This is a genomic window from Fibrobacter sp. UBA7003 (genome assembly GCA_002449765.1).
Classification (GTDB): domain Bacteria; phylum Fibrobacterota; class Fibrobacteria; order Fibrobacterales; family Fibrobacteraceae; genus Fibrobacter.
Genome location: DJXN01000010.1, coordinates 209,040 through 235,855 on the forward strand (window position 1 = coordinate 209,040; position 26,816 = coordinate 235,855).

Sequence of the window (26,816 nt, forward strand, 5' to 3'; positions counted from 1 at the left end):
CCTTTTTTTTGCCGGATAATCATCTTTTTTTCTTTTTTCCATCGAAAAAAGCATTTTTTATGACAAACATCATTTTTTTTTGTATTTTATACGTGAATTCCGAGGGAACCTCCGAGCGGGGCCCTATCTTCTGGAAAATTTATTCTACCCAACATCATACAAGCCAAAGGAACGAATAGTGCCTAGACAAAAGAAGGTTCAAGACGAACCGCAACTGCTTTCCGACACCATTGATTTAAACTCCCCCATCGACTACGAGAAACTCGGCGACCTAGCGCAGCCGATTCCGAGCGCCGAAGGTGCGGAACCCCAGCCCAAGCGTCGCGGCAGGCCCTCCAAAAAAACAGCCGAAGCCCCGGAACCCAAAGAATCTTCCAAGACAAAACAGCCGGCCTCCGAACAGGCCCCCGAACCGGCACCCGCGGCTGTCGAATCCGCACCTTCGGAACCGAAGGCAGAAAAAGCGGAAGCACCTGCCGATACAACAAAGCCCGAAGCCGACCCGAACAAGGGTGCACAGGCAAACGGTCAGAACAACCCGCAAAACAACGGGCAGAACGGCGGCAAGTTCAACAACAGTAACAACAACGGAAAGTTCAACAATAACAACGGGAACAACGGCAAGTTCAATAAGTTCAACAAGTTCAAGAACCGCCACAACCGTAACCTCCCGCAAGACGACTTTATCGACGAGAGCATCCAGCTTCCCCCGCCGCCTCCCGAAGTAGTGGCGGCTGCAAAGGCAAAGTGGCGCGAACTCCGCGGGCTTCCGATGTTCGAACTGCAGCAGCGCGCCGAAGAACTCGGCATCGAAGACTACAAGCGCATGCGCAAGCAGGCCCTCGTCTACAGCATCCTTTCTTCTACCGGTGGCGAAGAGACTCCCATATACACCGAAGGCGTGCTCGAGATTATTCCGGAAGGCGGCCACGGGTTCCTCCGCAACCCCGACCACAACTACCTCGCCGGCCCCGACGACATCTACATCAGCAGGAACATCATCCGCCGTTACGACCTCAAGATGGGCGACACCATCACGGGCCAGGTGCGCCAGCCGCGCGAAGGCGAGAAATATTTCGCCCTGATGCGCATCGACACGGTGAACTTCGAAGCTCCCGAAAAGACGAAGCGCCGTGTGGCATTCGAATACCTCACCCCCATCCACCCGATCGAAAAACTCAATCTGGAATGGAAGAAGGACGAATACAGCACACGCATCATGAACCTCTTCACCCCCATCGGCAAAGGCCAGCGCAGCATTATCCTCGCGCCCCCACGTACCGGTAAGACGGTGCTCCTCCAGAACGTGACGCAGGCGCTCACCGTGAACCATCCCGAAGTGAAGCTCATGGTGCTCCTCATCGACGAACGCCCCGAAGAAGTGACCGAAATGAGGAAGCTCATCGACCGCCTCAAGGACGATGCCACCAGGGCCGGCAAGAACATCCAGGCCGAAGTGCTCGCCTCCACGTTCGACGAACCGCCCGAGCGCCACATCAAGGTGGCCGACATGGTCCTCGAGAAGGCGAAACGCCTCGTGGAACACGGCAACGACGTGGTGATTTTGCTCGACTCCATTACGCGTTTTGCCCGTGCGAACAACGTTGTCATCCCGCATTCCGGCAAGATCCTCTCCGGCGGTGTGGACGCGAACGCCATGCAGCGCCCCAAGCGCTTCTTCGGTGCAGCCCGCAAAATCGAGAACGGCGGCTCCCTCACCATCATCGGTACGGCACTCATCGAGACCGGCAGCCGCATGGACGAAGTGATTTTCGAAGAATTCAAGGGTACGGGCAACATGGAACTCGTGCTCGACCGCCGCATCGCCGAAAAGCGCATCTGGCCGGCCATCGATATCTTCAAGTCCGGCACCCGCAAGGAAGAACTGCTGCTTTCCGACGAGGAACTGCGCCGCGTCTGGGTGCTGCGCCGCTACCTGCAGGATATGACCACCGTCGAAATCATGGAATTCATGCGTGACAAGCTCAAGCTGTTCGAGACGAACCGCGACTTCCTCACTTCCATGAATGGATGATAATTAATTGATAATTGATGATTGATATTTATTAAAGGATTATTGATATGAATCAGAAAATTTTCTTCGCGGGCACGGGCAACATGGGCGGAGCCATCCTGCGCGGGCTCCTGAACGCAAAGGTTGACCCCAAGTCCATCTTCTTCTTTGACCCGAGCGATGCTGCCGCGGCTGCGGTAAGCGCACTCGGCTGCGTCCGCGTGAAGAACTTCGCGGAAGGCGTCAAGAAGGCCGACATCACCTTCCTCTGCGTGAAGCCTCAGATTTTCAAGCTCGTCGCCACCGAATGGAAGAACGCCGTCAAGGCCATCAAGGGCACAAAGACCTTCGTGAGCATCATGGCGGGAGTCGCCCGCAAGAACCTCACCGAAGTTCTCGGCGCAAAGAACCAGGTGCTCCGCGTGATGCCGAACCTGCCGCTCACTGTCGGCAAGGGCACCGTCGCGCTCGCGACGGACGGCGTCAACGAGGCTACCCTGAAGGCTGCCGAAGAAATCTTCGGCAACATCGGCGTCACCTGCCGTGTCGCCGAAAGCCTCATGGACGCCGTCACCGGACTTTCCGGTAGTGCCCCCGCCTATGTGTTCGAGTTTATCGAAGGCCTTACCCGCGGCGGCGTAAAAGCCGGTTTAACCCGCGATGTGGCCCTCAAGCTCGCCCTCGGGACCATCGAAGGCAGCGTCGAGCTCGTGAAGCAGTCGGGCAAGAGCCCGAGCGACCTCTGCGCAATGGTCTGTTCGCCCGCCGGCACGACAATTGCAGGCGTGGACGCCCTCGAAGAGGGTGCATTCCGCTCGAGCCTCATCAAGGCCGTAGTCGCCGGTACCGAACGCTCTAAGGAACTGGGCAAGTAGTCCCGGAACAAAAAAGCGATGTCCGCAATCGATCTGTTCACCAAGGAAACGGACACGTCCTCGTTCATACAGGACGTGCTTTCCTCGGTAAACTATTCGGTAGCCCTGCACGACACCGCAAACGCCTCAGAAGCAACGGCACCCATCGTCATCTGGGACCTTGATTCCTTCGCGGCCGACAACGAACGCGAACTTCCGAGAATCCACAGGGAGCATCCCGAAACGATGGTGCTCGCCTACGCCCACAGCCCGGACGCCTACAGTTTTGCGGGGAACTCCTACGACATCATCCTTTCGGTAGAAGCCGTACGTCTCCACCTCATGAGCAAGATAAGCCGCCTCAAGGAAATCCAGAAGGCACGGCTCATCTTCAAGGAACGCATGAGCCACCTCGTGGGCAAGAGCAGGGCCATGCAGGATCTCCGCAAGAAGGTGGAACGCGCCATCCTGCATACGGGACCAGTCCTTATCCAGGGAGAATCGGGAGTCGGCAAGGACCTCGTCGCACGCGCGATTGCCTGCATGTACGACAAGTTCGTGGTCGTGAACTGCAGCGCCATCCCGGACACCCTATTCGAAAGCGAGCTCTTCGGACACACGCGCGGTGCTTTTACCGGAGCGCAGAACGAACGCATCGGGCTCTTCGAAGATGCTAACGGCGGAGCCATTTTCCTCGACGAAATCGGGGACATGCCGCTGCATGCACAAGTAAAGCTCCTGCGCGTCATCCAGAACAAGGAAATCCGCCCCATCGGCGCGAACAAGACACGCCATATCGACGTGCGCATCATCGCCGCCACCAACCGCGACCTCCGCGACGAAATTCGCGAAAAGCGCTTCCGCGAAGACCTCTTCTACCGCCTGAACGTGATTCCCGTGCAGCTTTCACCGTTGCGCGAACGCAAGGAAGACATCGAGGACCTCGCAAACTACTTCATAAGGCAATACGCGCCCGCGGGCGAACCCTACACGCTGTCGGAAGATGCCCTCGAGAAGCTCCGCAACCACAGCTGGCCGGGCAACATCCGCGAGCTCGAAAACGTCATCCAGCGTGCGCTGTGCTTTACTGCGCCCGGGACTCTCACGGCAGACGACCTGCAGATAGAACCCGCAGCCAGTCTCCAGAGCCAAGCACAGGGCAACATTTCTGCTTCGAGCTTCGAAAGCTACAACGATTTTCAAGATTGGCAGCACCAGGAAGAACGCAGGTTCCTGATTGCAAAAATCCGCGAAAACGGGGGATCCGTGAGCCTTGCCGCCGAAAAGCTTGGCCTATTGCGCACGACCCTCTACAACAGGCTTTCGCGCCTGGGCATAAACGTCAAGGATTTTCGCCTGGGCGATAAAATACAGTAAGAACGTCGTGCCCCGCCATGTAGGATTCGCGGGCGACCAATTCTTCGGGCATATCAGGACACAAAAGGCCTTCTAGACCGGATTCTTCAAGCCGTTCTTCGACACTGCAGTCGGTGGAACGCCAAAGGTCGAGCCGGTCCCAGAGCCCGCATTCGAAAATCATGGAGGCCAGCTTGGCACCCGGTTCGACCATGAGCCTGTGCATGCCGCGTTTGCCCAGATTCTGGACCATGAATTTCCACCGAGACGCAAAGTCTTCGCCGAGCAGGCGAACGACCTCGGCTTTCGATTCGAGCGCAGGCTGTTCCACACAGGAATAGACCAGGGTCCGGGAATCGCCAAAAGCCTTCAGGGAATCAACCTCGCAAGCCGTAAATTCGCGGTGCGGCGCCCAGACGATTTTAACGGGGCTGTTTCCATGGACTAACCGAACATCAAGTCCCGGGTTGTCCGACAGGAGCGTCCCCGACCCCACGAGAACGGCATCGCTCATGGCGCGCAGTTCATGGTTCCAGCAGTTGGCGGCCTCCCCCGTGATGGAAACCGGCAAATGAGCCCCGCCACGGCCAACGGCGCCCATGAATCCGTCCTGCGATATGGCCATTTTCACCTCGACAAAGGGAGTCGCGTTACGGACAAAATGGTCATAGCCTTCGAAATAGCGTTCGACATCGCGATAGACTTCGCGGCCCTCCAAAAGGGACTCGTCCGCCACTCCATGCGACGGCGATTGCCCGGAGGAAATCACCATGCAGCCCTCGGGACAGGATTCGTCGTCCCAATTTTCGGCCACATGCGCACGCGCACAGGCATCCTCGCCCTCGTAGACTTTTATTCCCGCATTTTCGAGAATGCCGCGGCTCTTGCCACGGACAACGGGATTCGGGTCCGCATGCGCGAAATAGACCTCGGAAATGCCGGCCGTGATAATGGCGGATGTGCAGGGGGGCGTGCGGCCCTGGTGACAGCACGGTTCGAGCGTCACGAACAGGGCCGCCCCGCGGGCGAGTTCGCCCGCGTCACGCAGCGCCATGACCTCGGCATGGGCCGAGCCGGGGCGCTGTGTCCGCCCCTTCCCCACGACAATGCCGTCCTTCACGACGACAGCACCGACAGCAGGGTTCGGTCGGCTCACCCCCACGGCAAAGAACGCCTCATCCAAGGCGAGCCGCATATAGTTCGTAACGTTACTCAATTTTACGCGTTAGTTTTTCGGAAACGCCATGAACCCGCCGACCACGTTGAACACGCGCTCGTAGCCATTCTGGATCAGGATGTTCGAGACAGCCATGCTGCGCTTGCCGCTACGGCAGAAAATCAGCAGGTCCTTGTCCTTCGGGAACTCGGCAAGCCTCTGTTCGGCTTCCTGCAGCGGGATGTTCACGGAGCCTTCGGCGGTCCCTTCCGCCACCTCGCCCGGAGTGCGCACGTCAATCAGCATCGCACCCGCCTTTTGCATTTCGAGCGCCTTCGCCCAGTCGATATTCGTAATCTGGGCCTTCGGGGCCTCGGGCGCCGGGGCCGGGGCTTCCTTCTCGGCCGGAGCAGGCTGGGCCGGGGCGGCTTCCGCCTTTGCGGCAGGCTTGGCCTGGGGGTCGTTGCAGCCGGCCATCATGAACATTGAACATGCAAGCATTGCGAATAGCTTTTTCATATCATACCTCACTTAAAAAATTAACGGTGGTCCTCGAAATCGTACTGGTTAAAGAGGATGGACACACCAAGGACAAAGACCGTTTCACCGTTGGCCCCCTTGATGGGGACCATGTTATACATGATGCCCTTGCCAATATTTCCAAAAAAGCCCTTCCACGAGACGCTCCTGCCCGTATCGAAAACTTCCGTCAGTGCACGCATCATCATCGGGAGCGCCTGCTGGTTAACCACGGCATCAAGGCACTTGCCTATCGCATCGTTCGGGCTCATTATCTGGAAATCGGTCACGAAGGCCTGGTTACAGCCGCGCACGATATAGTTCGGGTCCACCCAGAAAACGCGGATATCCGGGAACATGAACATGGCAGAGAACATCGAATCACGGTAATCCCCCGCATTGAGGACCGCATTTTCGAGAATCATGTCCATGCGCCGAGCCGATCCCTGGAACACAAGGTTGTTCCGTTCGTCCGTCGTGAGGCTTCCTCGGAAGCTGTACCACACGAGAGTCTTCTCCGGGCCATACAGTCGCAGCTTGATCGATTCAAACGGGTCGCCCCTCGAACCGAATGTATGGAAATCCTTGACCCTCCTGTTCAGCATGGCGTTCAAGAGTTCCCAATCCGGTTCGGGCATCATCTCGTGGACATTCACGTAGCCCGTAGATTGAGGGATTACGCGGTGTTCCTCGTCGAGAAGCGGAGTCAGGAGCCTGAACTTGCGGTCCTCGACTTCGAAATTCCAGAGGAAGTCGCCCGTATTCTGCAGAAGGTTGTCGAGCCTGGACTGCAAGCGTTCGCGTTCCTTCCTGTTCTCGTTCTCTTTCGTGATGTTCCTGATAAAGCAGACGTAGTCCGTCTCCTGGACAGAAATATGTTCTACCACGGCCCTCATCTCGTACCACTGGATTCCGCTACTTTCCTGGTTCGAATCCAGTTTGGGCAAGTTGATGGAGAAAATGAACGACACATTCTGGTGTTTCTCGACATCGTCGAAGAATAGGGTCATCCTGGCCCAGTCCTTCGGATCCTGAAGGTCCTGGAACGAGCTTCCCGAGCTCAGGCGCTTAAAAAGGGGGTCCGACATATACATCGGAAGCCCGTAGAGGAACTCCATCTTTTGCGAAAATACGACGATGAATTCGTTAAGGTTGCCCGAAAAGCGCTCGTAGAGGTGCTGCCTGCGCATGCTGTCCTTCAAGAGGAAAACGCTAATACCGCAGACGACAAGCAGGATGATCGTCACCAGGAGGAGCACGATAATCCAGTTCATGCCAAATTCACTCGTCACCAATGCATTCATACAACACAAGATAGACAAATTTGGGACCCGTCAGCACGGCCAAAATCACTTGTTGATTCTTTTGACGGCCCAGACACCGTTCCAGTCGCCAATTTCATCGCGAATTCCGTGCTCCGCACCGAGCAGAAGCCCGCCCCATGCGACGGAAATCCCGAAATCGAGCCCAAAACCCGGAAAGGCATAAGAAGCCTCAATCGAAAAGACGCCAATCCGCACCGAAGTCCCAAAGGAGACGGACTCAAAGTCGCTCACCGCAAAGGCGGAAAAATTCCCAGTCGACTCCCAAAAGACTCCGACCCACGGAAGCGAAATCTTTTCGTCGACAAAGCCGCACCACCAAGAAGACAGCGCGAACCGCCCAAGCCGACCGAGCAGGCCGAACTTCACGCGGTACCGGAGCCACGCCGCATCGCCCGGGACCCATTCGGCAACGGGACCCCAGGCAGCCCCCGCCTTCAGCTTCCAGAATGAAAGCGAAGCCTCAAGCATGGCGTAGGATTGCCGGAACGTCGAATCGAGACTGTAGTAATCGTAGACGAAGGCCCCGCCCAGAACTCCCATTTTCCAGCTTGCGGACAAGGAGGCGGCGCGCTCGGAGGGGCCGGAGCCTCGCCACCAGGTCGAGGCCGCGAGGGCACCCCCGTGTGCCCCCGCAGGGTTGGAGTTCCAACCCGCCGGCCCCCCGGGAACTGCAGAAGCAAAACCGGCAAAAGAAACCGGCGATTCGAACGCGCATGCCAAATCCAGAAGCACGAGCACCGATGCCAACGCAATTCTACGGACGCAAGACAATTCCCACCACCTTCTCGTAATTTCCGGATTTCACACGGACATAGTTCACACCCACGTTCCCGAACTTCTGCAGCGGAATCTCCCGCCATACCGATGAATTCGAATCCGCATTCCCACTCCAGACCTTGCGACCGGCCGAGTCGAGCAAGCCCAGTTCTACGGCCATTTCGCTCACCACGCGCACCCGCGGAGGCGGCCCCCCCATGCGGAAAATGCGACCCGAAACCGTAAACTCGACCGCACCGGCATTCCCTCCGCGCACCTTCCCCACAAACCCCGGCGAATTGTCGCCCCGGGAGGTCAGCGGGCTGAATCCCGAAGGACATTCGACCGTAGACTTGTCCCACGAGACGCTATCGATGGCGCTCGAATCAAAACAAAGCGACAGCGAACCGCCCGCGTTGTTGAGGACGCCCATCTTTACCTGCGATATTTTCACGTCGGCAATGCCAAGAAAAGCCCTCAGTTCCAAGGAATCCTTCGTCACGAGAAGAAGCCCGCCCGGGCCGATGGAATCGGCGATACCGCCCAACGCACCACCCCTGCCACAGAACCCGAACCGCGAAAGCGGAAGCGGATGCTGCGACACGTTGTAGATTTCGACCCATTCGGGTTCCGGTTCCTGGGGGCAGTGATGCACCTCGGACACCACAAGGGGGGATTGCCCCGGAATAAACGCGAGGGAATCCCACGAATCGTTCGCCGGGTAATCGTCTTCGGGAAGCCGCACCCGAATCCAGGCCGCCCCGTCCGCAGCCACCTCGCTCTCGAAACTTGTAGTCGACGGAAGCATTTCCGTTCGGCTACTCCCCCTTCCGAAAAGCCCCGTCCATTCGAGCGAGACGTCCGTCTCCCCACACCCCGTCAGCCTGCCCGACACGAAGAAGCCGTCCCCTCCCGGAGCGGCAGAGACCGAAACCGAAGCCACGCCGCAATCCTTTACGCCCGTCTCGAAGGCAGGGTTCGCAATTCCAAAAGTCGGGGCCGCAAAGTCCCAGTCGTCCGTCGAGCCGCGCCTCTGCATCGACTTGCCCGGCTTGGGAATATCGAGTTCCACCGAATCGGAACAGGCCCCGGCATGCAAAGTCCAAACCGAGCCGCGAGAATTGGGAAGCGACGGCCGCAAGGGGGCGCATGCGACAGCGCTCCGTGCCGGACACGACGCGCTGTCGTGGACCAGGACGAGCCTGGTCCCCGCCGGGTAGGCGTATGCGCCCCGCGTCCCGTCCATCGAAATATATAGAGAATCGGCAGCAAAAGCGGAATCCAGCAGGATTTCTACGAATTCACCCTCGCTGTCCGGAACATCGGTCGGGTCCGGAAAGAACTCGACAAACATCGGGCATGCCGCAGCAGTCGCCGCCGCGAAAAGCATGTATTTCAAGATATCCCCCGAAGGGGTTTACCCCGCCCGCCGCCCCGAAGGGACGCCACCTATACTGGAACAGGCAAAGGTATCAGTCGACCGAATAGTCGCCTGGAAGAATATAGGCAACCGGATTCACCGGATGATCCCCGACCCAGACCTCGTAGTGAAGGTGAGGGCCCGTGGAGCGCCCTGTGGAACCCATATAACCAATTGTCTGGTAGCGCCGGATAAACTGCCCGGGCTTGACAATGAACATCTGCATGTGGCCATAGCGGGTCTTGAGACCGTTGCCATGGTTTATCGCCACGTAGTTTCCGAAAGAGGAACTGAACTGCGCAAGCTCGACGATGCCGTCCGCCGTCGCATAGATCGGGGTCCAGCGGTCGTTGGAAAGGTCTACCCCCTGATGCATCTTGCCCACCTCGCCCGTCACCGGATGGATGCGGGGGCCGAAACCGGAACCCACGTGACCGCGCGTCGGGGCAATAGAGGGAATGTAGCGCCAGCGGGACTGCTGCTGGCCCACATATTCGGAAAGTGCAAGGAAAGACTTGTTGTTGAGTTCAATCTTGTTCTGGAGGCGTTCAGCATTTTCGCGGAGCAGCGCCATCCTCTCAAAAACAGGAGAAGAACCGCGCAAAAGGAGTGAATCGGGGCCGATATAGCCGCCGGTGCCGAGCTCGCGTTCGGCCTCGTTCGGAGGTGTCAACGCGAACTTGGAATGAATCCTCTGCTCGTCCTTGAAAAACACGGAAGACGTCTGGTTCAGGTAATCAATAGAGTTCTCGATTTGGGCCATCTGCTTGTTGAGGTCCATGCGGCCCTTGATGACATGCTTCATCACCAGGTCGTAGCCGATGGTCGCACCGAGCTGGACAACCAGCAGCACCAGTCCGACGACGACGAAGGCACGGATAAAACCGTAACCACGGAACAAGAATTCGGGCAGATGCAAAGTCAGCGACTTCGATGAATTCTGGTAGTGGATGTTTGCCTTCACGAATTTCACGGGAACGAAGATAGAAAAAACGCCCTAAAAAGAAAAGTCCAGGACCGCCGCAATCACCCCAAAAGGGCGAAATCGGGCATCTAGTAATGATTTTTTAACAGAAAGGCCTAAAAAGTAAGAATTTCGTCACAAAGACCGGCGACAGTCCCGCGATGAGTCACGAAAAGCATCGTCTTTCCTGGATAGGCATCGAAGAGCCTGCGGAAGAGTTCGCGTTCGGTCTCCTCGTCGAGGGCGGAACCCACCTCGTCGAAAAGCCACACGTTCCCCGGCCGCAAGAGCCCGCGCGCGACGGCTATCCTCTGAGCCTGGCCCTCGCTCAAGCCCAGCCCGCGTTCGCCAAGTTCCGTGTCGAGCCCCTGGGGCATGTCGAGCACAAAATCGGCACAGGCGTCGTGCAGCGCCTTCCGCATTTCGTCCTCCCCCGCCTCCGGGTTCGCGAGCTGGAGGTTGAAGCGCACCGTCCCGCTCAGGAGCGTATTCCCCTGCGGCACGTAGACGAAATTAGAACGGGTCTCTTCCGAAATTCCGACCTCGGACGTGCCGGAATAGAGCGAGAGATGACCGTTCCCTGCATGAGCGAGCCCCAGGAGAAGCCGGAAAAAGGTCGTCTTGCCCGCTCCCGTCGTCCCCATGATGGCCGTCTTGGAACCCGGCCGAAAATCGTGGCTGAAACCGTCAAGGACACCAGCACCATCGTGACCGTAGCCGAAACGGAGGCCTTCCGCACGGATTCCCGGGATACCGTCGAGCGTCACGCCCTCGCCGCGAACCACCGGAGCACCACGCAGTTCCTGCAGTCGGTCGATGCTCGCCGTGGAATGCACCACCTGGGGTACCATGTTGAGAATCGAAAGAATCGGGCCCTGGATCTGCCCCACCAGCTGCAGAAAGGAGGTCAGCATGCCGACCGTGACGGCTCCGTCGCGAAGCCCGAGAGCGCCCCACACGAAGGCGAAAAGGTAGCCGAGCCCGAAAGCGGAGCCCAGCGCGAACCGCGAAATTGTCGTGAACCGCGTCCTCTTCAGCACCTTCGATTCGAGTTCGCCCTGCATCTTGCCGAGGCGACCCGCCACCCAGCCTTCGCTTTCGAGCGACCGGAGCACCGCATTGAATTCCACGCCCTCCTGCACCTGCATCTGGATACGGCTCTCGCGGTCGCGGATTTCGAGGGTCATGTTGCGCAACTTGCGCGAGACGAGCTTGCCGAGCACGATCGCCACGGGGGTGAACAGGAGCAGCGCCCAGGCGAGGCGGGCGTCGAACCAGCGCATCAGCAGGAACGCCCCCACCAGCTGGAGCCCCGTCACAAGCATCTGCGGCAAGGTATCCATGGCCGTCGTCGAAACGGATTCTATGTCTTTCGAGAGCCTGGAGGCCACGTCGCCCGAATGGAGCCTGCCGCCGCCGTAGAGGCTACGCGAGAAAAGCCCCTCGAACACCTCCAGGCGAAGGGCATTCGACTTGCGGACCACCGCCGCCGTCGTCATGTAGTAGAACACGAGCCGCAGCACGATACCGCCGACAACCGTGAGGACAAGGAACACGACCATCCGGACGATGTCGGAATCGCTCCCCGTGCGGATAGTCTCGTCAACAAAGAGCTTGCTGAGCCAGACCATCAGAAGCCCGAGCGATACGCGGCCGAGGCCCGCAACGATGCGGAAGGCAATGTTCAGGCGGAACCCGCCCGTACTATCCCACAGCCACGAGAGGTATCTCATTCGAGCACGTTCACCTTCTGCCATTCGCCGACGATTGCCGTCACATCGGCATGGGCGCGTTCCGCGTCCACGTCGTATTCGGCGCACAGAGCATCCGCAAGGGCATCGACCGTAAAGTCGCCCGCCTCGCACGCCTTGTCCCAGAGCCAGGCCGCCGTCTCGTTCAGGCACAGGAGCTTGCCGAAGTCAAGCGCGCCGAGCCCCTCGCCCATGATAACCTTTTCGCCGCACACGTCGCGCAGCACGAAACCTTTCTTAATACGCATAGAAAACTCCGTCTAGTTGCCAATCCGGTGGCAAACCCTATACAATTTAAGCAAAATCCTGCGAAACGGCAAAAGCGTCACCCACAATTTGGCGGCCACGCGCATCCACGCTGTTCCGATCGGAATCCGTTTACCGCCGGGGCGCACCACGTGAGTCACCTTCGCAAGCACGCCGTCCATGCCACAGGTCTCGCGGCCGCAGAGGTTGCCGTCGCCCATGAGCGTCACGCGCCCGCCATCACGAGACACAATCCTGTGGACCACGAAGCGTCCGGTGTCCGTGCGGGCAAGCACCACGTCGAGCCTCTTCACCTCGCCGGGCTTCACGAGCACCACGCTGTCGCGGCCGCCCTCGATGAAGGGACGCATGCTACGGCCGTTCACGGGGAAAGTGACCTCGACACCCTCGTTCACGAGGCGGACCGCCTCCGAAAGGATAACGCCGTCGTCTATGCAGGTGCTCTCGCTCACTTGGCGACCGCCTCCACGCAAACCTTCGCCGCCTCCTCGTCGGGGAGGCACTGCAGGAACCACACCGGGACATTCATCGCAAGCCCGTTCTCCGTCGCATGGAGGCCGTCCGCGACGCCACGGTCCCAGCGCGCCCCCGAAATGCTCGACACCAGCGCCGCGTACGCCTCGACGCCGCGCAACCGCCTGATCTTGTTGAAGGGGGCCTGTTCCAAAAGCACGATGCCACCCAATTCCGCTTCCTCGTTCTTGTAGCAGGGAGTCTTCCCGCTCCACGGCGAACCGTAGACACGGACATTCCTGGCCCCGTCCGGCGTTTCAAGGATACGCACCACGGGATTGTCGTCGTTCAACAGGACGGAACCCTCGTTATGCTTGAGCCAGAGGCGCGCGTGCGTACTCTTTCCCGTGCCGCTCTTGCCGAGGAACATGTAGCCACGGCCGCCGTAAGTGACGACCGCAGAATGGAAAAGCGCCGTCCCGAGGCTCGCCGTGGCAAGCGCGTAGAGTACCATCAGGGAATTGTTCAACGCAAAGCGCGAGAGGTGCAGCACCGTCGGCTCGTCACCGCAAGCGCACAAGTAAAGCGTCGCCTTCCCGTAGCCGGGAGCGCACACAAGCACGCCCGCCCTTTTCCCGAACAGGCTGAAGTCGAACACGGACTCGCCCGCCGCCGTCCGGCCGCAGACGATGATATCGCCTTCCTCTTCCTGGCGCGTATCCTCGGCATACTCCGGAATAGACATTCCAGAGGCCATCGACAATGTGAATATAAGAGAACATCCGTCATTCGGACTGCCGGCCGTGGTCTCCGCCACCTCGAACGGGGAGTAGTTCTGCATCAGCGCAAAGAGGGACTCCCCTGCCTCTACACGGAACAAGTGGCCCGCAACGCGGAAGAACTTCGAGACCATCAGAAAAACTCCTTAATCGAGAGCTTGCGCAACTTTATACGCAGCGGAACCGTACGAAGGAAAAGCTTCCAGTAGCCGACCTCGGACCAGAAGGTCTCCGCCGCATCGAAGGGGAACATCCGGAGCGAATTCTTGCGGTTCACGAGCCAGCGCATGACGGTACCCCTGCTGCGCTTGCCCGCATAGCGCCCGAAGTTGCCGCCCTTCATGACAACGTCCAGCATCCAGGCTCCGCGCCAGGGATCTGGCCTGCAGAGCATCTTCGAGCGGTCTAGCCCGAACGCTTGCCCCAAAAGCCACATCAACGCACCGGCCGTCCGGTAAAGCCCGAACTTGCGGAGTTTCACGGAAATTTCAGCACGGTCCGCCTCGGTCGCCTGCGACAGCAACACATAGTAGTCCATGATCTGCCGCATCCCGATGCCGCCCGCGATAAAATGCCGCTGGATATGCGAAAGCTGCATCGCGAGCGCGAACTTCATCGACGGAACGTTGAACCCCTCGGGAACCGGTTCCGGATGGGCAATCTCATCATCCAAAAAGCGCATGAGGCGCGCCGTGCTGAACGGATTCCGGTTGCCCGACGAAGGCCTGTAGTGGACCTCGACCGATATGCCGTCCGCAGTCCGCGGCAGGTGCAGGTGGTGGCTCGATGCAAAATTATTGACACGCGTGGCGACATCGTCGTCCTCGCCCGATTCGGGCAACAGTCCCATGCGACGGAGCAGGGCATCGACGCTTTCGCGACCCCCCTCGACCCAGATGTCGATATCGCCACACTGGCGCATGAACGGGTCAGGATAGAGACGCGCGTTCGCAGGCCCCTTGAGGATGGCGCACTTGCGGCCCTCCGCCTCGAACAGCCGGGTGAGCCTTTCCGCCTCGCGATTGATGAGCTTGTTCTGCCCCCTGACGGTCTCCGCCTCGCTCGCCCACTGGAATACGACGTCGAACGGCGGTTGTCTGTCCTTCGGCAACTTGCAGACACCACGATACACAACTCCCAACAGGGACTGCTGTGTAGCCATGCGATAGAGGAGCGGCCACTCTTCGACAGACCCCACCTCAAAACAAGAAAAGCCCTCCCCGCTTACACCGAGTGCAAGTCGAAGAAGGGCAAAGAAATGCTCGTGGAGAGTATCCACTAAATTAAGCTAACGGATCCTGTTTGAACGGGGCAAAGCCCATTTCACCAGGATTTTCGGGATCAGGGCTACCACAAAGAATGAGATTGCCCTTGTTTTTCAGATCAACAGTTTCCATTTCCGGAGCGATGTATTCTTTTTTCATGAGTTCCTCTTTTTTAAGGTCTAGGAACAATGATGACTTCAAACGTTTCAGGATCGCTATCACTCAGGAGCCTTGCCCGATGGGCAACAGCGACAACCTTCATTCGAGGCGCAACATATTTCCTTTTTTTATTCATCATTACCTTACGATTACTCGTTTACCGTTATAATAGTAAATTCCCTTGGTGGTTGGCTTGGCGTTGAGCTTGCGGCCCTTCATATCGAACCAGCTGTCGATAAACTTGATTTCACCGGTTCTCGTGTCGAGGGTGCCGATGGCAGTCGTTTCACCCGTCTCGCGTTCGACAATCACGACATCCAGAGTGCCCGGGACAGAATCCTCGTCGATGGAAGCCCTGTCGAGTGACGTGCTGGATTTCTTCAGCGGGAAAGCAAGCCTGTTACCCTGCTGGGCGTTCATCTTGAGCAAGTAGGCGCGGAAAGGACGGATAAATGCGCCCGCCGCACTCTTTGCAAACTGACCCGCGGCAAGGTTGTTTATCGCATTGGCGGTATAGCCATAAACTGAGCCTAGTTCCTCGTCCCCCTCGTTCCACTTCTTGTATTCGTACATCCCCTTGAACATCCACTTGGTGGCGGTCCCGCTTACCGGATTGTTCGTCTCGGTCGTATTCAGCAGAACCTTTTCGCCGTTCAGGTTGAACGAGATGTTTTGGGAGGTCGCACGGACAATGTAGGGCGTATTCGCGATAAGCTGGGTGTGGTTCTCGTCAGCAGCCGGGCAGAAGGACACCTGGTGCTTTTCGAGGTTGACATCCACGAATTCATAGAAAACAGCCCCAGAGATCATATTCCAGTCAACTGTAAAGGGCAGGACAATCGTCGAGAACTTCATATCCGATTCGGTCTCGTTCACCGGGAAAGTCCTGCTGAAGCTGATGGCATCTACACGAACATTTTGTTCGGCCGTGATAGCGTCAACCGAGCCCGAGGAAGCACCGTCAAGCACCGCCGTCAGCTTCCCGTTTTCGTCTTCGTAGACCTTGATGGCGCCGAAGTCGTTCACGAGGAACGGATAGACTTTGTTCCACTTTGCGTAGAAGGTCGTATCGCCGGTAGAAGCAGCTTCAATCGATATAACCTTCTCTCCGGTATATTCAGCGTTGCCATACCAGCCATCAAATTCATAGCCATCCTTGGTCGGCTCAGGAAGGGCCACAACAGCTTCAGCAGTATATGTATTCGGAGTCAATTCAACAGGTTCGCCATCTATATTGTATGTAATCGTGTACGGAACCGGTTCCCATTTAGCGTAGAAGGTCGTATCGCCCGTAGAGCCCTTGACAATACCTGTCACGACATCGCCTTCGAAGTTTGCGTTAGTAAACCAGCCGCCGAAGGTGTAACCAGCACTGTCTGCAGGATTCCTTAATGTAATAGCATCATCAACAGTATACAAAGTATCACAACGAGGTTTATCCGTTCCTACATAAGTGATCTTGTATATCTTGTTCAACTTGGCATACAATGTCGTATCACCAAAGGAACCTTTTTTGATTTGTTCAACTTTGGTTTTATAGTCCGTAGCAGAGAACCACCCCACCATCTTGTAACCATCAGGAGGCGTAAGATTTTTAAATTTCACGCTAAAGGTTGACGTTTCAATAGTATATTCAGACTTATTTGCCGGATCATTAATGCATCCATCACACACATAGGTAATCGAGTAAACGATTGGGTCACTCCACGTCGGGAAAAGTTCCAAATCATGGTTTTCTGTGTATGACTCTCCTGATTCATAAACTTTTTCTCCACCATCAGTCGTAGTCCAACCTGTCTGGGTATAACCATTGCGACTAAAGCCTGCATTAATAAGTTTAAGATCGATTGCTTCGCCATGTTCTTTTTTGCTCGGCAGAACGGTTCCCTGTCCAACAGAACCTGCACGATACGTTATGGTATAGATATTAGGAATCCATTTCGCATAAAGAGTTTTTGGACCGCTGGTAGTTCCCTGCGTAATCTGTGTTGCAGGGCTAGAGAAATTTTCATCATAGTACCATTTTTCAAAGGTATAACCTTCCCTCGTCGGGGCTGCAAACTCAAATGTGGGGGTTTCTATATTGTACGTCTCAGGATTCTCTGAATCATTTGTACCATCTTCCAACATATATGTGATGGTATAATCTACAGGAGTCCAATGAGCATACAGAATAATGCTTTTCGTAATAGGCGTAGTTTCAAACTCAAATAAAATGCTATCTTCTGTGAACCAGCCACCAAATTGATAGCCTATATCAGCCGAAGGATCTACAGTCTTTGTAATGGTCTCCCCCGCACCAACACGAACAAAATTTACCTTGGTTTTTCCATGCCCACCAGCGTTAAAGGTTACAGTATAGGTTTCCACACTGGTCCACACAGCATAAAGCGTTGTGTCTTTGGAAGCAAAAACGTCCAAATTATTCAAATCGACAATTTCACTTTCTGTAGAGGGATTCGATTTGAAAGACCAACCAGTAAAAAACATCGTAACATCGCAACCGAAGGTGGAAGAAACCTTGCAGTAGGATTCCGGCAAATTTCCAATTCCCTCGACCGTAATCACATCGCCCTTTGCAACCTTTTTTTCTTTTTTCAGGGAACCATCATCGGGGAAACTTCCTCCATTAGCATCAAACGTAATTGTATATATAGGATTCCAGACTGCATAAACACGTGTCGGTTTCGTTGCAACACCAAGATCAGGAGCGGGTTCCGAAGCCCCTTTTGACAAAGACCAGCCTGCAAACGCAGCACCATCCTTCGTAGGCAAAGCAATTTCGTCTGCAGTTATAGTATTGCCATTAGACAACATCTTGTAAGTCTTCGAATTTTCAGGGAAAGTACCACCATCGGCGTCAAAAGTCACCTTAAATCCATCAGAACCATTCCACGATATATTCTGTCCGCCAACCGACCATGGTTCCTGCTTATCACATTCACCATTTGCATCAAGCGTTCCTTTGTTCAACATACAGATAACTTCTTCGTTATTGAGGTCGGGGACGGGAGATGCCTCTCCAGTGGTTTTACCGCCCTGTCCCTTAGGACCTACAACGCCTACTGGCTCCTCACCAAAAAGATCAACATCATAATAGACTTCATTCATATTCGCATTGGCATTACTTTTGTATACTCGTCCCGCAACAGCACCTACGGCACCGCCATTGCCATTGCTTTCCAAAACATTGCCTGCATAGACACAAGAATCTATTTTAACCTCATTGTTTTTCACGAGGCCAACAATTCCACCAACAAAGGCACTATCGCCATCGGCAGTGATATTTACCATGCTGACGCTATTCGATATCCTGCTGCTATGGGCATTTCCAATCAATCCACCCACACCCTGGCCTTTTCCGCTAGTATAAATTTCTCCGGAAACAACGACTTTTTCAATAACACTCCCTCCCGGTGTTTTCCAACCGACAAGGCCACCAACGGATATTTCATTGCCACAACCATTAATATGACTATTCGTTGCATATATATCGACATTTTTCAAGTTAAAATCTTTGATTGTTCCACCACCATTTATTCCAAAGAAACCAAGATTTTGAGCCAAACAATTGTCGTTGTAAGCACTAAGCAGTTCATCACTCTTTATATAAACGTTGCTAATAGAATGTCCCTGGCCAAGAAATTCACCCTTAAAGCCATTTCCGCCATGCCCTGCACCAATGGGGAGCCATAACTTGCCCTTCAAATTCAAATCCGCATTCAGCTTAATTTTATAAGTGGACTCTTTGTTCATTGTATTTAAAGCAATCCAGGCCAATTCTTGTTCATTGTTGATGATGTAATAGCCACCATCCTGACCTGGCTGAACCGCCACATCCGTCCATTTTTCGACAGCAAACCCCTGCCCCACAAGCATCAGGCAGGCCGTACAAACTAAAATTTTAAATTTATTTACAAAAGGCATAAAAACCTCCATTTTTGCTCAAATTTAGCAAATATTTGTAAAGATATAATAATTTTAAGAAAAATAACAACATCAAAAAGAAGGCGTGTGAGAATCATCACGCGCAAAAGCCTTTTTACGGTCCAATCCCTTGCCAGACATGTGATTTAGGTCAAATTCCCTACCTGCCCGGTCGGAATTCACATTCCCTCTTTTTTTGGGGGGCGGACCCGCTAGATTTCGTTGTCGATGTCGACAAACATGGCGGGAATCTTGAGCTCGTTTTCGATTTTCGCAGCCAGCGCCCGGACGCCGAAAATCTCGGTGCGGTGGTGGCCCGCCGAAATCAGGTTGAAACCGAGTTCCTCGACGGCGATGGGCACGGCTTCCTTGATGTCGCCCGTGACAAAGGCGTCACAGCCGAGCGAGATAGCCTCCTCGATGCCGCTAGCGCCCGAACCGCTGCAGATGGCTACCTTCCGGACCATCTCGCTGCCGTAAAGGAGGCTGTGCTGAACCCCGTGCTCGAACACTCCGCACGCAAGGTCCACAAAGCCCTCGCGGGAAACAGGCTCGGCAAACTCCCCCACGACGCCCACGGTACGTTCGCCCTCGCGCATAAACCCTTCGAGCTTCTCGAGGCCGAGCGCACGGGCTATAAGCACGTTGTTCCCGATTTCCATGTGGCCGTCGAGCGGCAGGTGGTAGCCGTAAAGCGAGATGCCGTTCTGCATCAGGCGGCGCATGCGCTCGCCGAACTTGCCCACGAGCACGCGGTTCTCGCCCTGCCAGAACCCGTTCGGGTGGTGGACAATAATGCAGTCCGCATGTTCCTCGATTGCCGCATCGATAAGCCTGTCACGGAAGGATACTCCCGTCACGATTTTGGTCACCTTGTCGGACGCCTCCACGCAGAGGCCATCCACACAGTAGTCCTTGAACGCGTGCGGTTCAAGAAGGTCGTTCAGCCAGCCGGAAAAATCAGATATGTTCATACCCAGAAAATAGCAAAAAAGAGAAAAATGACCGAACCGAACCTCACCCGCCCGTCCGGAGTTGTCAAACCTTATGCGTTTTTGTACATTTATGCATAGAAAACCAAAAAACGTTTTTTCAGCGCTTGGGGAAGCTCAAAAATGCGACTTTCTTTTCGGTGCTGTTAACAAAGGAGCCCAGCAATGGCACACTATCTATTTACCTCTGAATCCGTGTCCAAGGGACACCCGGACAAGGTTGCCGACCAGATTTCCGATTCCATCCTCGACGCCTGCCTCGCACAGGACCCGAAGAGCCGCGTGGCCTGCGAAACGCTCGTGAACACGGGCCTCGTCGTGATTTCCGGCGAAATCACCACCAAGGCGAACGTCGATTTCCAGGAAGTCGCCCGCAACACCATCAAGAATATCGGCTACGTGAACCCCGACCTGCAGTTCGACTACAAGGGCTGCGCCGTGCTCGTCGCGATGGACAAGCAGTCCCCCGACATCGCGCAGGGCGTGGATGCCAAGGCCGCCGACGGCAAGAAGGATGACAAGCAGGGCGCCGGTGACCAGGGCATGATGTTCGGTTACGCCGTGAACGAGACGCCGGAACTGATGCCCCTCCCGATCAGCCTCGCCCACAAGCTCATGGAAAAGATCCAGGAACTCCGCGAACAGGGCAAGATCAAGTGGCTGCGCCCGGACGCCAAGTCGCAGGTGACTGTGGAATACGACGAGAACGACAAGCCCGTACGCGTGGACACCGTCGTGATTTCTACCCAGCACGATGAATTCGTGAACGGCAAGGAACTCAAGCACGCCGTGATCGAAAAGGAAATCATCGAGAAGCTCATCAAGAAGGTCATCCCGGCCAAGCTCCTCGACAAGAAGACCCGCTACCTCGTGAACCCGACCGGCAAGTTCGTCGTGGGCGGCCCGCACGGCGACTGCGGCCTCACCGGACGCAAGATTATCGTGGACACCTACGGCGGCATGGGCCGCCATGGCGGTGGCGCATTCAGCGGCAAGGACCCCTCCAAGGTGGACCGCAGTGCAGCATACGCTGCCCGCTACGTAGCGAAGAACATTGTGGCTGCAGGCCTCGCCTACCGTTGCGAAGTCCAGCTCGCCTACGCCATCGGTTACAGCAAGCCCGTGTCCGTGCTCGTGAACACCTTCGGTACCGGTAAGATTGGCGATCGCAAGATCGAAGAAATCGTCGCGAAGAACTTCGACCTTTCCCCGGCAGGCATCGAGAAGATGCTCGACCTGAGGAAGCCCGGCTACGTGGAGACCGCCGCGCTCGGCCATTTTGGCCGCACCGGCAAGCGCTTCACGTGGGAAAAGACGGACAAGGCCGCAGCACTCAAGAAGGCCGCGAAGATCTAATCCTGCGAAGCCGCAGAAAACGACATACGAAAGAGCGCTCCCGAACCGGGAGCGCTCTTTTCATTTATCCGTTACGGACAAACGCTATTAACAACCGAGCTTGGCGGACAGGTAAGCTTCGAGTTCGTCAATCTTTACCAGTTCCTGCTTCATGGAGTCGCGTTCGCGGACGGTCACGTAGCCGAGCTTTGCCGGGTCGGATTCACCCTCGCCCACCGTATCGAAGTCGACGGTCACGCAGAACGGCGTGCCGAGTTCGTCCTGACGGCGGTAACGCTTACCGATGGACTGCGTTTCGTCGTATTCCACGTTCCAACGGTTGAGGAGCTTCTGGTAGAGTTCTTCGGCCTTGGCCTTCACCTGGCCCTTCTTCACGAGCGGGAGCACGGCGACCTTCACCGGAGCAATCTTCGGGTCGAAGTGGAGCACGGTACGTTCGTCGTTTTCGAGCTTTTCGACTTCGTAAGCGTCGCAGAGAAGCACGAGGAGCAAACGTTCCACACCGAGAGACGGTTCCACCACGTACGGAATATAACGCTTGTTCTGCACCGGGTCGATGTATTCCTGCTTGACCTTGGATTCGTTCTGGTGCTGCGTCAAGTCGTAGTTCGTACGGCTTGCGATACCCCAAAGTTCGCCCCAACCGAACGGGAATTCGTATTCCACGTCGGTGGTGCCGTTGGAATAGTGAGAAAGTTCTTCCTTGGCATGTTCGCGGAGGCGGAGCTTTTCCTTGTTCACGCCCAGGTCGTTCACGAGCCAGTCGAAGCAGTACTTGCGCCAGAAGTTGTACCATTCCAGTTCGGTGCCCGGTTCGCAGAAGAATTCCAGTTCCATCTGTTCGAATTCGCGGGTACGGAAGATGAAGTTACCCGGAGTGATTTCGTTACGGAAGCTCTTACCGATCTGGCCCACACCGAACGGGATGCGCGGGCGGACATTATCGACAATGTTCTTGAAGTCCACGAAGATACCCTGGGCGGTTTCCGGACGGAGGTAAACCTTGTTGCCTTCACCTTCGATCACGCCGATTTCGGTCTGGAACATCAGGTTGAATGCGCGGGGCTTGGTCCAGTCGGTCTTGCCGCAGGTCGGGCATTCAATCTTGTTGTCCATCATCATCTGGTGGACTTCGTCAAAGTTCTTGCCGGCGCAGCAGCCTTCGCCGAGCTTGTCTTCCAAAAGTTGGTCAGCACGGAAACGTTCGTGGCAAGCGAGGCAGTCCACCAGCGGGTCAGAGAAGTTGCCCACGTGGCCGGAGGCCTTCCAAACGCGGGGGTTCAAGAGAATAGAACTGTCGAGACCGAGCACATCCTGGCGGCTCGTGACGAACTTCTTCCACCAGAGGTTCTTGATGTTGCGCTTCAGTTCCACGCCATACGGACCGTAGTCCCAAGTGTTGGCGAGGCCGTCGTAAATTTCGGAGCCGGGGAAAATGAAACCGCGGCGCTTGCAGAGGGAAATGATGTCCTTGAGGGCATCCTGAACTTTCTTTGCCATTATGTAATCCTTTATCAGCTAAATCAAGCCGGACTAGGAACCTACCTGGATGATAGGCCCTGACGGGGGTCAAATATAGTTTTTTTGAGGACTTTTCCTCTACCTTATCAACATTTTACTCTTTTTTACTAGATTTATAGGCCTACTTGTTGATAGATTTATGATGTCCGCCCCTCACGGACAAGGAATAGAATATTTATGCAGATCGACTGGGAAAGATGCCTGAACTACTTGCGCGGAATGCTCTCCGATTCCGTCTTCAAGACTTATTTCGCACAGACAAAGCTGGTGAACCAGACTGCCGGACACACAGTGATTTCCGTGCCGCCCGGACTGGACACCAAGGTCTACTCTGCCTACAAAGAACTCATCAAGCTCGGATGGAAGGACGCGACGCACCTGGACACGCCCATGGAGTTCGAGTTCCAGCCGCAAGAAATCGCACTGCAGCCCGCACAAGCCCCTAGTGACAACAGTTTCAAGGACTTCCTCAAGCCGAGCGTCCCGCTTTCGGGGAGCTTCCGCTTCGAGAACTTCGTGCCCGGCGACAAGGCGCAGCTCGCATTCAACGCGGCCATCGCCGTCGCGAAAAACCCCGACGGCACGCAGTACAATCCGCTGTTCATCTACGGATCATCGGGACTCGGCAAGACGCACCTCCTGCAGGCCATCGGCAACTACATCCTCGAAGAAGACCCGACCAAACGCGTCTGCTACCTCACCAGCGAGGACTTCTCGCAGCAGTACATGAAGTGCCTGCGCGAAGGCCGCGTCACCGAGATGAGCGACTTCTACCGCAACGAGGTCGACATCCTCCTCATCGACGACATCCAGAACTGGACGGGCAAGTACGAGACGCAGAACGAGTTCTTCCTGATTTTCAACGCGCTGCACCAGGCGGGCAAACAGATCGTACTTACCTCCGACGCGCCGGCGGGCGAAGTGAAGAACCTCTCCGACCGCCTCGTCAGCCGCTTCGCCTGGGGCCTCACCGTGGACATCCAGCCGCCCGACGTCGAAACACGCGAAGCCATCCTCCACAAGAAGGCCGAAGAACGCCACCTCGAAATCAGCGACGACGTGCTGCATTTCCTCGCCGAGAAGATTGCGAGCAACGTCCGCTGCCTCGAAAGCGCCATCATCAAGCTCACGCTGCAGTCGAGCCTCATGAACCACGATATCGACATGAGCATTGCGCAGAAAGTGGCCGCCGAAATCGCGCCCACGCTCCGCCGCCGAGTAAGCCTCGACGCCGTGCTCCACGCCGTCTCGCAGCATTACGAGGTGCCCGAATCCAAGCTCACCGAGCCCGGGCGCGGCACCAAGGAAATCTCGAAGGCGCGCCAGGTCGCGATGTACCTCATGCGCGAATGTTCCTCCATCAGCCTCCAGAGCATCGGTTCGCGCTTCGGCGGCAAGGACCACTCCACCGTCGTCCACGCCATCAAGAGCGTGAAGAAGGAGATGGAGACGGACGCCGCTTTCGCACGCCTCATCGAAGGCCTCAAGAATTTCATCCACGACTAACGGAATCAAGATGAATTTATTCAAAGCCACCGGAATCTGCCTTGCGATGAGCGCAATGGCAGCTTTTGCCGAACCCGAAACGCTTACCGTCATCGGCGTCGGCGACATCATGATGGGCCTCAACTTCCCCGAAGAAAAAACCGTACTCCCCAAGCAGGACGGCGAGCTCGTGTTCTCCGAAGTGAAGGACATCCTGAGGGATGCCGACCTCACCACGGGAAACCTCGAAGGCGTGCTCATGAACAAGGGCGGGCTCCCGAAGCCCTGCTGCCGCTCCACCAAGAAGTCCGGCAACTGCTACTGCTTCCGCTCCCCCGAGAACTACACGCGCCACCTGCTCGACGCGGGATTCGACTACGTCAGCGTCTCGAACAACCATTCCGGCGACTTCGGCAGCGAAGGCAGAATCTGCACGCAGCGCGCCCTCGACGAAGCGAAGCTCGCCTATGCAGGATTCGAGAAGAGCTGCGAATACAAGATCCTTGAACTGAACGGCGTGCGCTACGGCTTCGCCTCGTTCTCCGTGAGCAGCGGCACCCTCACCGTATTCGATACAGAAAAGGCGAAGAAGACCATCGCCCTCCTGCGCGACTCCTCCGACATCGTCATCGCCACGATGCATATCGGAGCCGAAGGTTCCAAGTACACGCATATTACCCGCGAATCGGAAACATTCCTGGGCGACAACCGCGGCAACCCCTACCAGTTCGCGCGCCTCGCCATCGATGCCGGAGCAGACATCGTATTCGGCCACGGCCCGCACGTGCCTCGCGCCATCGACCTCTACAAGGGCAAGTTCATCGCCTACAGCCTCGGGAACTTCGCGACCTCCACCAGCGTAAACATCCAGGGCGTCACGGGATACGCCCCCATCGTGAAGATTACCATCGACAAGAAGACCGGCGACTTCAAGGAAGGACAAATCTACTCGTTCATCCAGAAGGGCAACAACGGAGATCGCAAGCCCAACCGCGACGACAAGGGCGCCTGCATCAAGCTCATGAAGGAACTCACCGAACAGGACATTCCCGAATCCCCCATCCAGATTGCCGACGACGGAAAGATAACGCTCAAGTAGCCGCGGTTAGCAATAGCAAAGCGCGACACGCCTATACAAAAAGCCCCGGACCAAAGTCCGAGGCAATTTTTTACGATTGTCATCACCGATTTTCACGGTTGTCATCCCCGCGCAGGCAGGCGGACAGCACTTAGCACTTTAGTGCTTAGTGCGCATGGCCACCAAGGTGGGGATCTAAATCGATTACAGGCAGTGTGCGCGCAAATCTTCGTCGCTGAGCGTGCTGAGGTATGCAGGCGGAACGTCGAGAACGGTCTTGCAACCGGTCACTCCGTTAGCCTTCATGCGGAGAGCGGCACGGGCGTAAGCCACGAGAACGCTCGTCGTGAATTCCGGGTTGGAATCGAGCTTCAGGCTGTATTCAATCACGTGGGTGTGTTCCAAGTTCATGCCGGTTTTGCCGGTACGAATCACAAAACCGCCGTGAGCGAGCCCGCTGTGGTTCTTGTTGAATTCTTCTTCGCTGATGAAGTTGACCGTGGTGTCGTATTCGTCGAAGTAGTTCGGCATCGTCTTGATGGCGTTTTCGATATAGGCCTTGTCGGCACCTTCTTCGGCCACCACGTAAACGAGGCGCGTGTGCTTCTGGCGGGTGGTGAGTTCCGGCATGGAACCGCTACGCACAGCTTCGAGAGCGGCTTCCACCGGGCAGGTGTACTGCTTCGCGTTCTTCACGCCCTTGATGCGGCGGACAGCGTCGCTGTGGCCCTGGGAAACGCCCTTGCCCCAGAACGTGTAGTCCTTGCCTTCCGGAAGGATGGACTGGGCATACACGCGGTTCAGGCTGAACATGCCCGGGTCCCAGCCCACAGAAATCATCGCGATGTTGCCGGCGGCCTTGGCGGCAGCGTCGACGGCAGCGAAGTGCTGCGGAATCTTGGCGTGCGTGTCGAAGGAGTCGATCACGTTGAACATAGCGGCGTACTTCGGGGTGAGCACCGGCAGGTCCGTAGCGGAGCCGCCACAGATGATGAGCAGGTCCACCTTGCCTTTCCAGGCTTCCATTTCAGAGACGTTCAGCACCGGAACGCCCGCCGTCTGGATCTTGACCGTAGCGGGGTCACGACGCGTGAAAACGGCGACCAGTTCCATATCCGGAGCCTGCTTCACGGCGCATTCTACACCGCGACCCAGGTTACCGTAACCGAGAATAGCAATCTTTGCCATAACAATATCCTTGTTAAAAATTTTTGCGTAGAAAATATAGCATTAGACGAAAGACGATAGACGAAAGACGAAAGAAATTCATGTAAAAATTATAGGGAGTAAAGGGGGACGCCTCCCCCTGGCTGCAGCCTCGCCCTTCTGTCACCCTGGAGCACAGCGATAGGGTCCAAGGCGAGTCTTCCGTCACCCCCTCGTGCGGGCGCGGCAACCCCCGGAATGCGTAGACACGGA

Annotated in this window: 22 protein-coding genes; 6 read left to right on the plus strand and 16 right to left on the minus strand. The window is 56.2% G+C overall.

The genetic code is table 11. The features are described from left to right. The first annotated feature begins 178 nt into the window (after positions 1–178). From rho to B2952_RS07515, 3 genes are read left to right on the plus strand one after another with little or no spacing between them, the layout of a single operon-like run. A complete protein-coding gene (gene rho, locus B2952_RS07505; protein ID WP_349679828.1) occupies positions 179–2,035 on the plus strand; it encodes a transcription termination factor Rho in 1,857 nt (618 codons plus the stop codon). 47 nt (positions 2,036–2,082) lie between these two features. Then, positions 2,083–2,889, plus strand: coding sequence for a pyrroline-5-carboxylate reductase (gene proC / locus B2952_RS07510; RefSeq protein WP_173382002.1), 807 nt, complete (start codon positions 2,083–2,085; stop codon positions 2,887–2,889). A gap of 18 nt (positions 2,890–2,907) precedes the next feature. Then, on the plus strand, positions 2,908–4,245 hold the full coding sequence (locus B2952_RS07515) for a sigma-54 interaction domain-containing protein (protein WP_290734550.1): 1,338 nt from the start codon (positions 2,908–2,910) through the stop codon (positions 4,243–4,245). On the opposite strand, the gene B2952_RS07520 is transcribed toward B2952_RS07515, so the two are convergent. The 14 genes from B2952_RS07520 to B2952_RS07585 form a co-directional block, all read right to left on the minus strand. Then, positions 4,211–5,419, minus strand: a complete 1,209-nt coding sequence (locus B2952_RS07520; RefSeq protein WP_290734548.1) for a bifunctional diaminohydroxyphosphoribosylaminopyrimidine deaminase/5-amino-6-(5-phosphoribosylamino)uracil reductase — start codon at positions 5,417–5,419, stop codon at positions 4,211–4,213. The genes B2952_RS07515 and B2952_RS07520 overlap by 35 nt on opposite strands. A gap of 30 nt (positions 5,420–5,449) precedes the next feature. Continuing rightward, entirely contained in the window at positions 5,450–5,899 is a 450-nt protein-coding gene (locus B2952_RS07525; protein ID WP_290727379.1) for a rhodanese-like domain-containing protein, read from the minus strand. Positions 5,900–5,919: 20 nt separating this feature from the next. Then, complete coding sequence (locus B2952_RS07530) at positions 5,920–7,203, minus strand: hypothetical protein (protein ID WP_290730190.1); 1,284 nt, start codon at positions 7,201–7,203, stop codon at positions 5,920–5,922. A gap of 45 nt (positions 7,204–7,248) precedes the next feature. Next, positions 7,249–7,995: a hypothetical protein gene (locus B2952_RS07535; RefSeq protein ID WP_290734546.1), complete on the minus strand. Its 747-nt coding sequence runs from the start codon at positions 7,993–7,995 to the stop codon at positions 7,249–7,251. After that, entirely contained in the window at positions 7,979–9,379 is a 1,401-nt protein-coding gene (locus tag B2952_RS07540; protein ID WP_290781557.1) for a lamin tail domain-containing protein, read from the minus strand. Before B2952_RS07540 ends, B2952_RS07535 begins: the two co-directional genes overlap by 17 nt. Positions 9,380–9,452: 73 nt before the next feature. After that, on the minus strand, positions 9,453–10,373 hold the full coding sequence (locus tag B2952_RS07545) for a M23 family metallopeptidase (RefSeq protein ID WP_173364886.1): 921 nt from the start codon (positions 10,371–10,373) through the stop codon (positions 9,453–9,455). A gap of 107 nt (positions 10,374–10,480) precedes the next feature. Next, on the minus strand, positions 10,481–12,097 hold the full coding sequence (locus tag B2952_RS07550) for an ABC transporter ATP-binding protein (protein ID WP_290734540.1): 1,617 nt from the start codon (positions 12,095–12,097) through the stop codon (positions 10,481–10,483). Further along, a complete protein-coding gene (locus B2952_RS07555; RefSeq protein WP_290734538.1) occupies positions 12,094–12,363 on the minus strand; it encodes a PqqD family protein in 270 nt (89 codons plus the stop codon). The genes B2952_RS07550 and B2952_RS07555 overlap by 4 nt, the downstream gene beginning before the upstream one ends. Positions 12,364–12,375: 12 nt before the next feature. Then, a complete protein-coding gene (locus B2952_RS07560) occupies positions 12,376–12,834 on the minus strand; it encodes a S24/S26 family peptidase (protein WP_290734536.1) in 459 nt (152 codons plus the stop codon). Further along, positions 12,831–13,748: a hypothetical protein gene (locus tag B2952_RS07565; RefSeq protein ID WP_290734534.1), complete on the minus strand. Its 918-nt coding sequence runs from the start codon at positions 13,746–13,748 to the stop codon at positions 12,831–12,833. Before B2952_RS07565 ends, B2952_RS07560 begins: the two co-directional genes overlap by 4 nt. Further along, complete coding sequence (locus tag B2952_RS07570) at positions 13,748–14,893, minus strand: nucleotidyltransferase family protein (protein ID WP_349679827.1); 1,146 nt, start codon at positions 14,891–14,893, stop codon at positions 13,748–13,750. The genes B2952_RS07565 and B2952_RS07570 overlap by 1 nt, the downstream gene beginning before the upstream one ends. A 4-nt stretch (positions 14,894–14,897) precedes the next feature. Next, the gene (locus B2952_RS07575) at positions 14,898–15,038 is read right to left on the minus strand and encodes a hypothetical protein (RefSeq protein WP_290734532.1); all 141 of its coding nucleotides are present in this window, start codon (positions 15,036–15,038) and stop codon (positions 14,898–14,900) included. Positions 15,039–15,176: 138 nt separating this feature from the next. Continuing rightward, positions 15,177–18,965: an InlB B-repeat-containing protein gene (locus B2952_RS07580; RefSeq protein ID WP_290781559.1), complete on the minus strand. Its 3,789-nt coding sequence runs from the start codon at positions 18,963–18,965 to the stop codon at positions 15,177–15,179. A 212-nt stretch (positions 18,966–19,177) separates the two neighbouring features. After that, a complete protein-coding gene (locus tag B2952_RS07585; RefSeq protein WP_290730159.1) occupies positions 19,178–19,939 on the minus strand; it encodes a Nif3-like dinuclear metal center hexameric protein in 762 nt (253 codons plus the stop codon). A gap of 183 nt (positions 19,940–20,122) precedes the next feature. Here B2952_RS07585 and metK point away from each other — a divergent pair, with 183 nt between their 5' ends. Beyond that, complete coding sequence (gene metK, locus B2952_RS07590) at positions 20,123–21,313, plus strand: methionine adenosyltransferase (RefSeq protein ID WP_290734528.1); 1,191 nt, start codon at positions 20,123–20,125, stop codon at positions 21,311–21,313. 87 nt (positions 21,314–21,400) lie between these two features. On the opposite strand, the gene B2952_RS07595 is transcribed toward metK, so the two are convergent. Beyond that, entirely contained in the window at positions 21,401–22,813 is a 1,413-nt protein-coding gene (locus B2952_RS07595) for a glycine--tRNA ligase (protein WP_072978530.1), read from the minus strand. 198 nt (positions 22,814–23,011) lie between these two features. Between B2952_RS07595 and dnaA the strand changes: the two genes are divergently transcribed. Then, positions 23,012–24,340, plus strand: coding sequence for a chromosomal replication initiator protein DnaA (gene dnaA, locus B2952_RS07600; RefSeq protein WP_290734525.1), 1,329 nt, complete (start codon positions 23,012–23,014; stop codon positions 24,338–24,340). Between the two features lie 10 nt (positions 24,341–24,350). Continuing rightward, the gene (locus B2952_RS07605) at positions 24,351–25,418 is read left to right on the plus strand and encodes a CapA family protein (RefSeq protein ID WP_290730147.1); all 1,068 of its coding nucleotides are present in this window, start codon (positions 24,351–24,353) and stop codon (positions 25,416–25,418) included. Between the two features lie 183 nt (positions 25,419–25,601). Here B2952_RS07605 and B2952_RS07610 read toward each other — a convergent pair whose 3' ends face one another. Next, a complete protein-coding gene (locus B2952_RS07610; RefSeq protein WP_088658211.1) occupies positions 25,602–26,585 on the minus strand; it encodes a diaminopimelate dehydrogenase in 984 nt (327 codons plus the stop codon). Between the last annotated feature and the right edge of the window lie 231 nt (positions 26,586–26,816).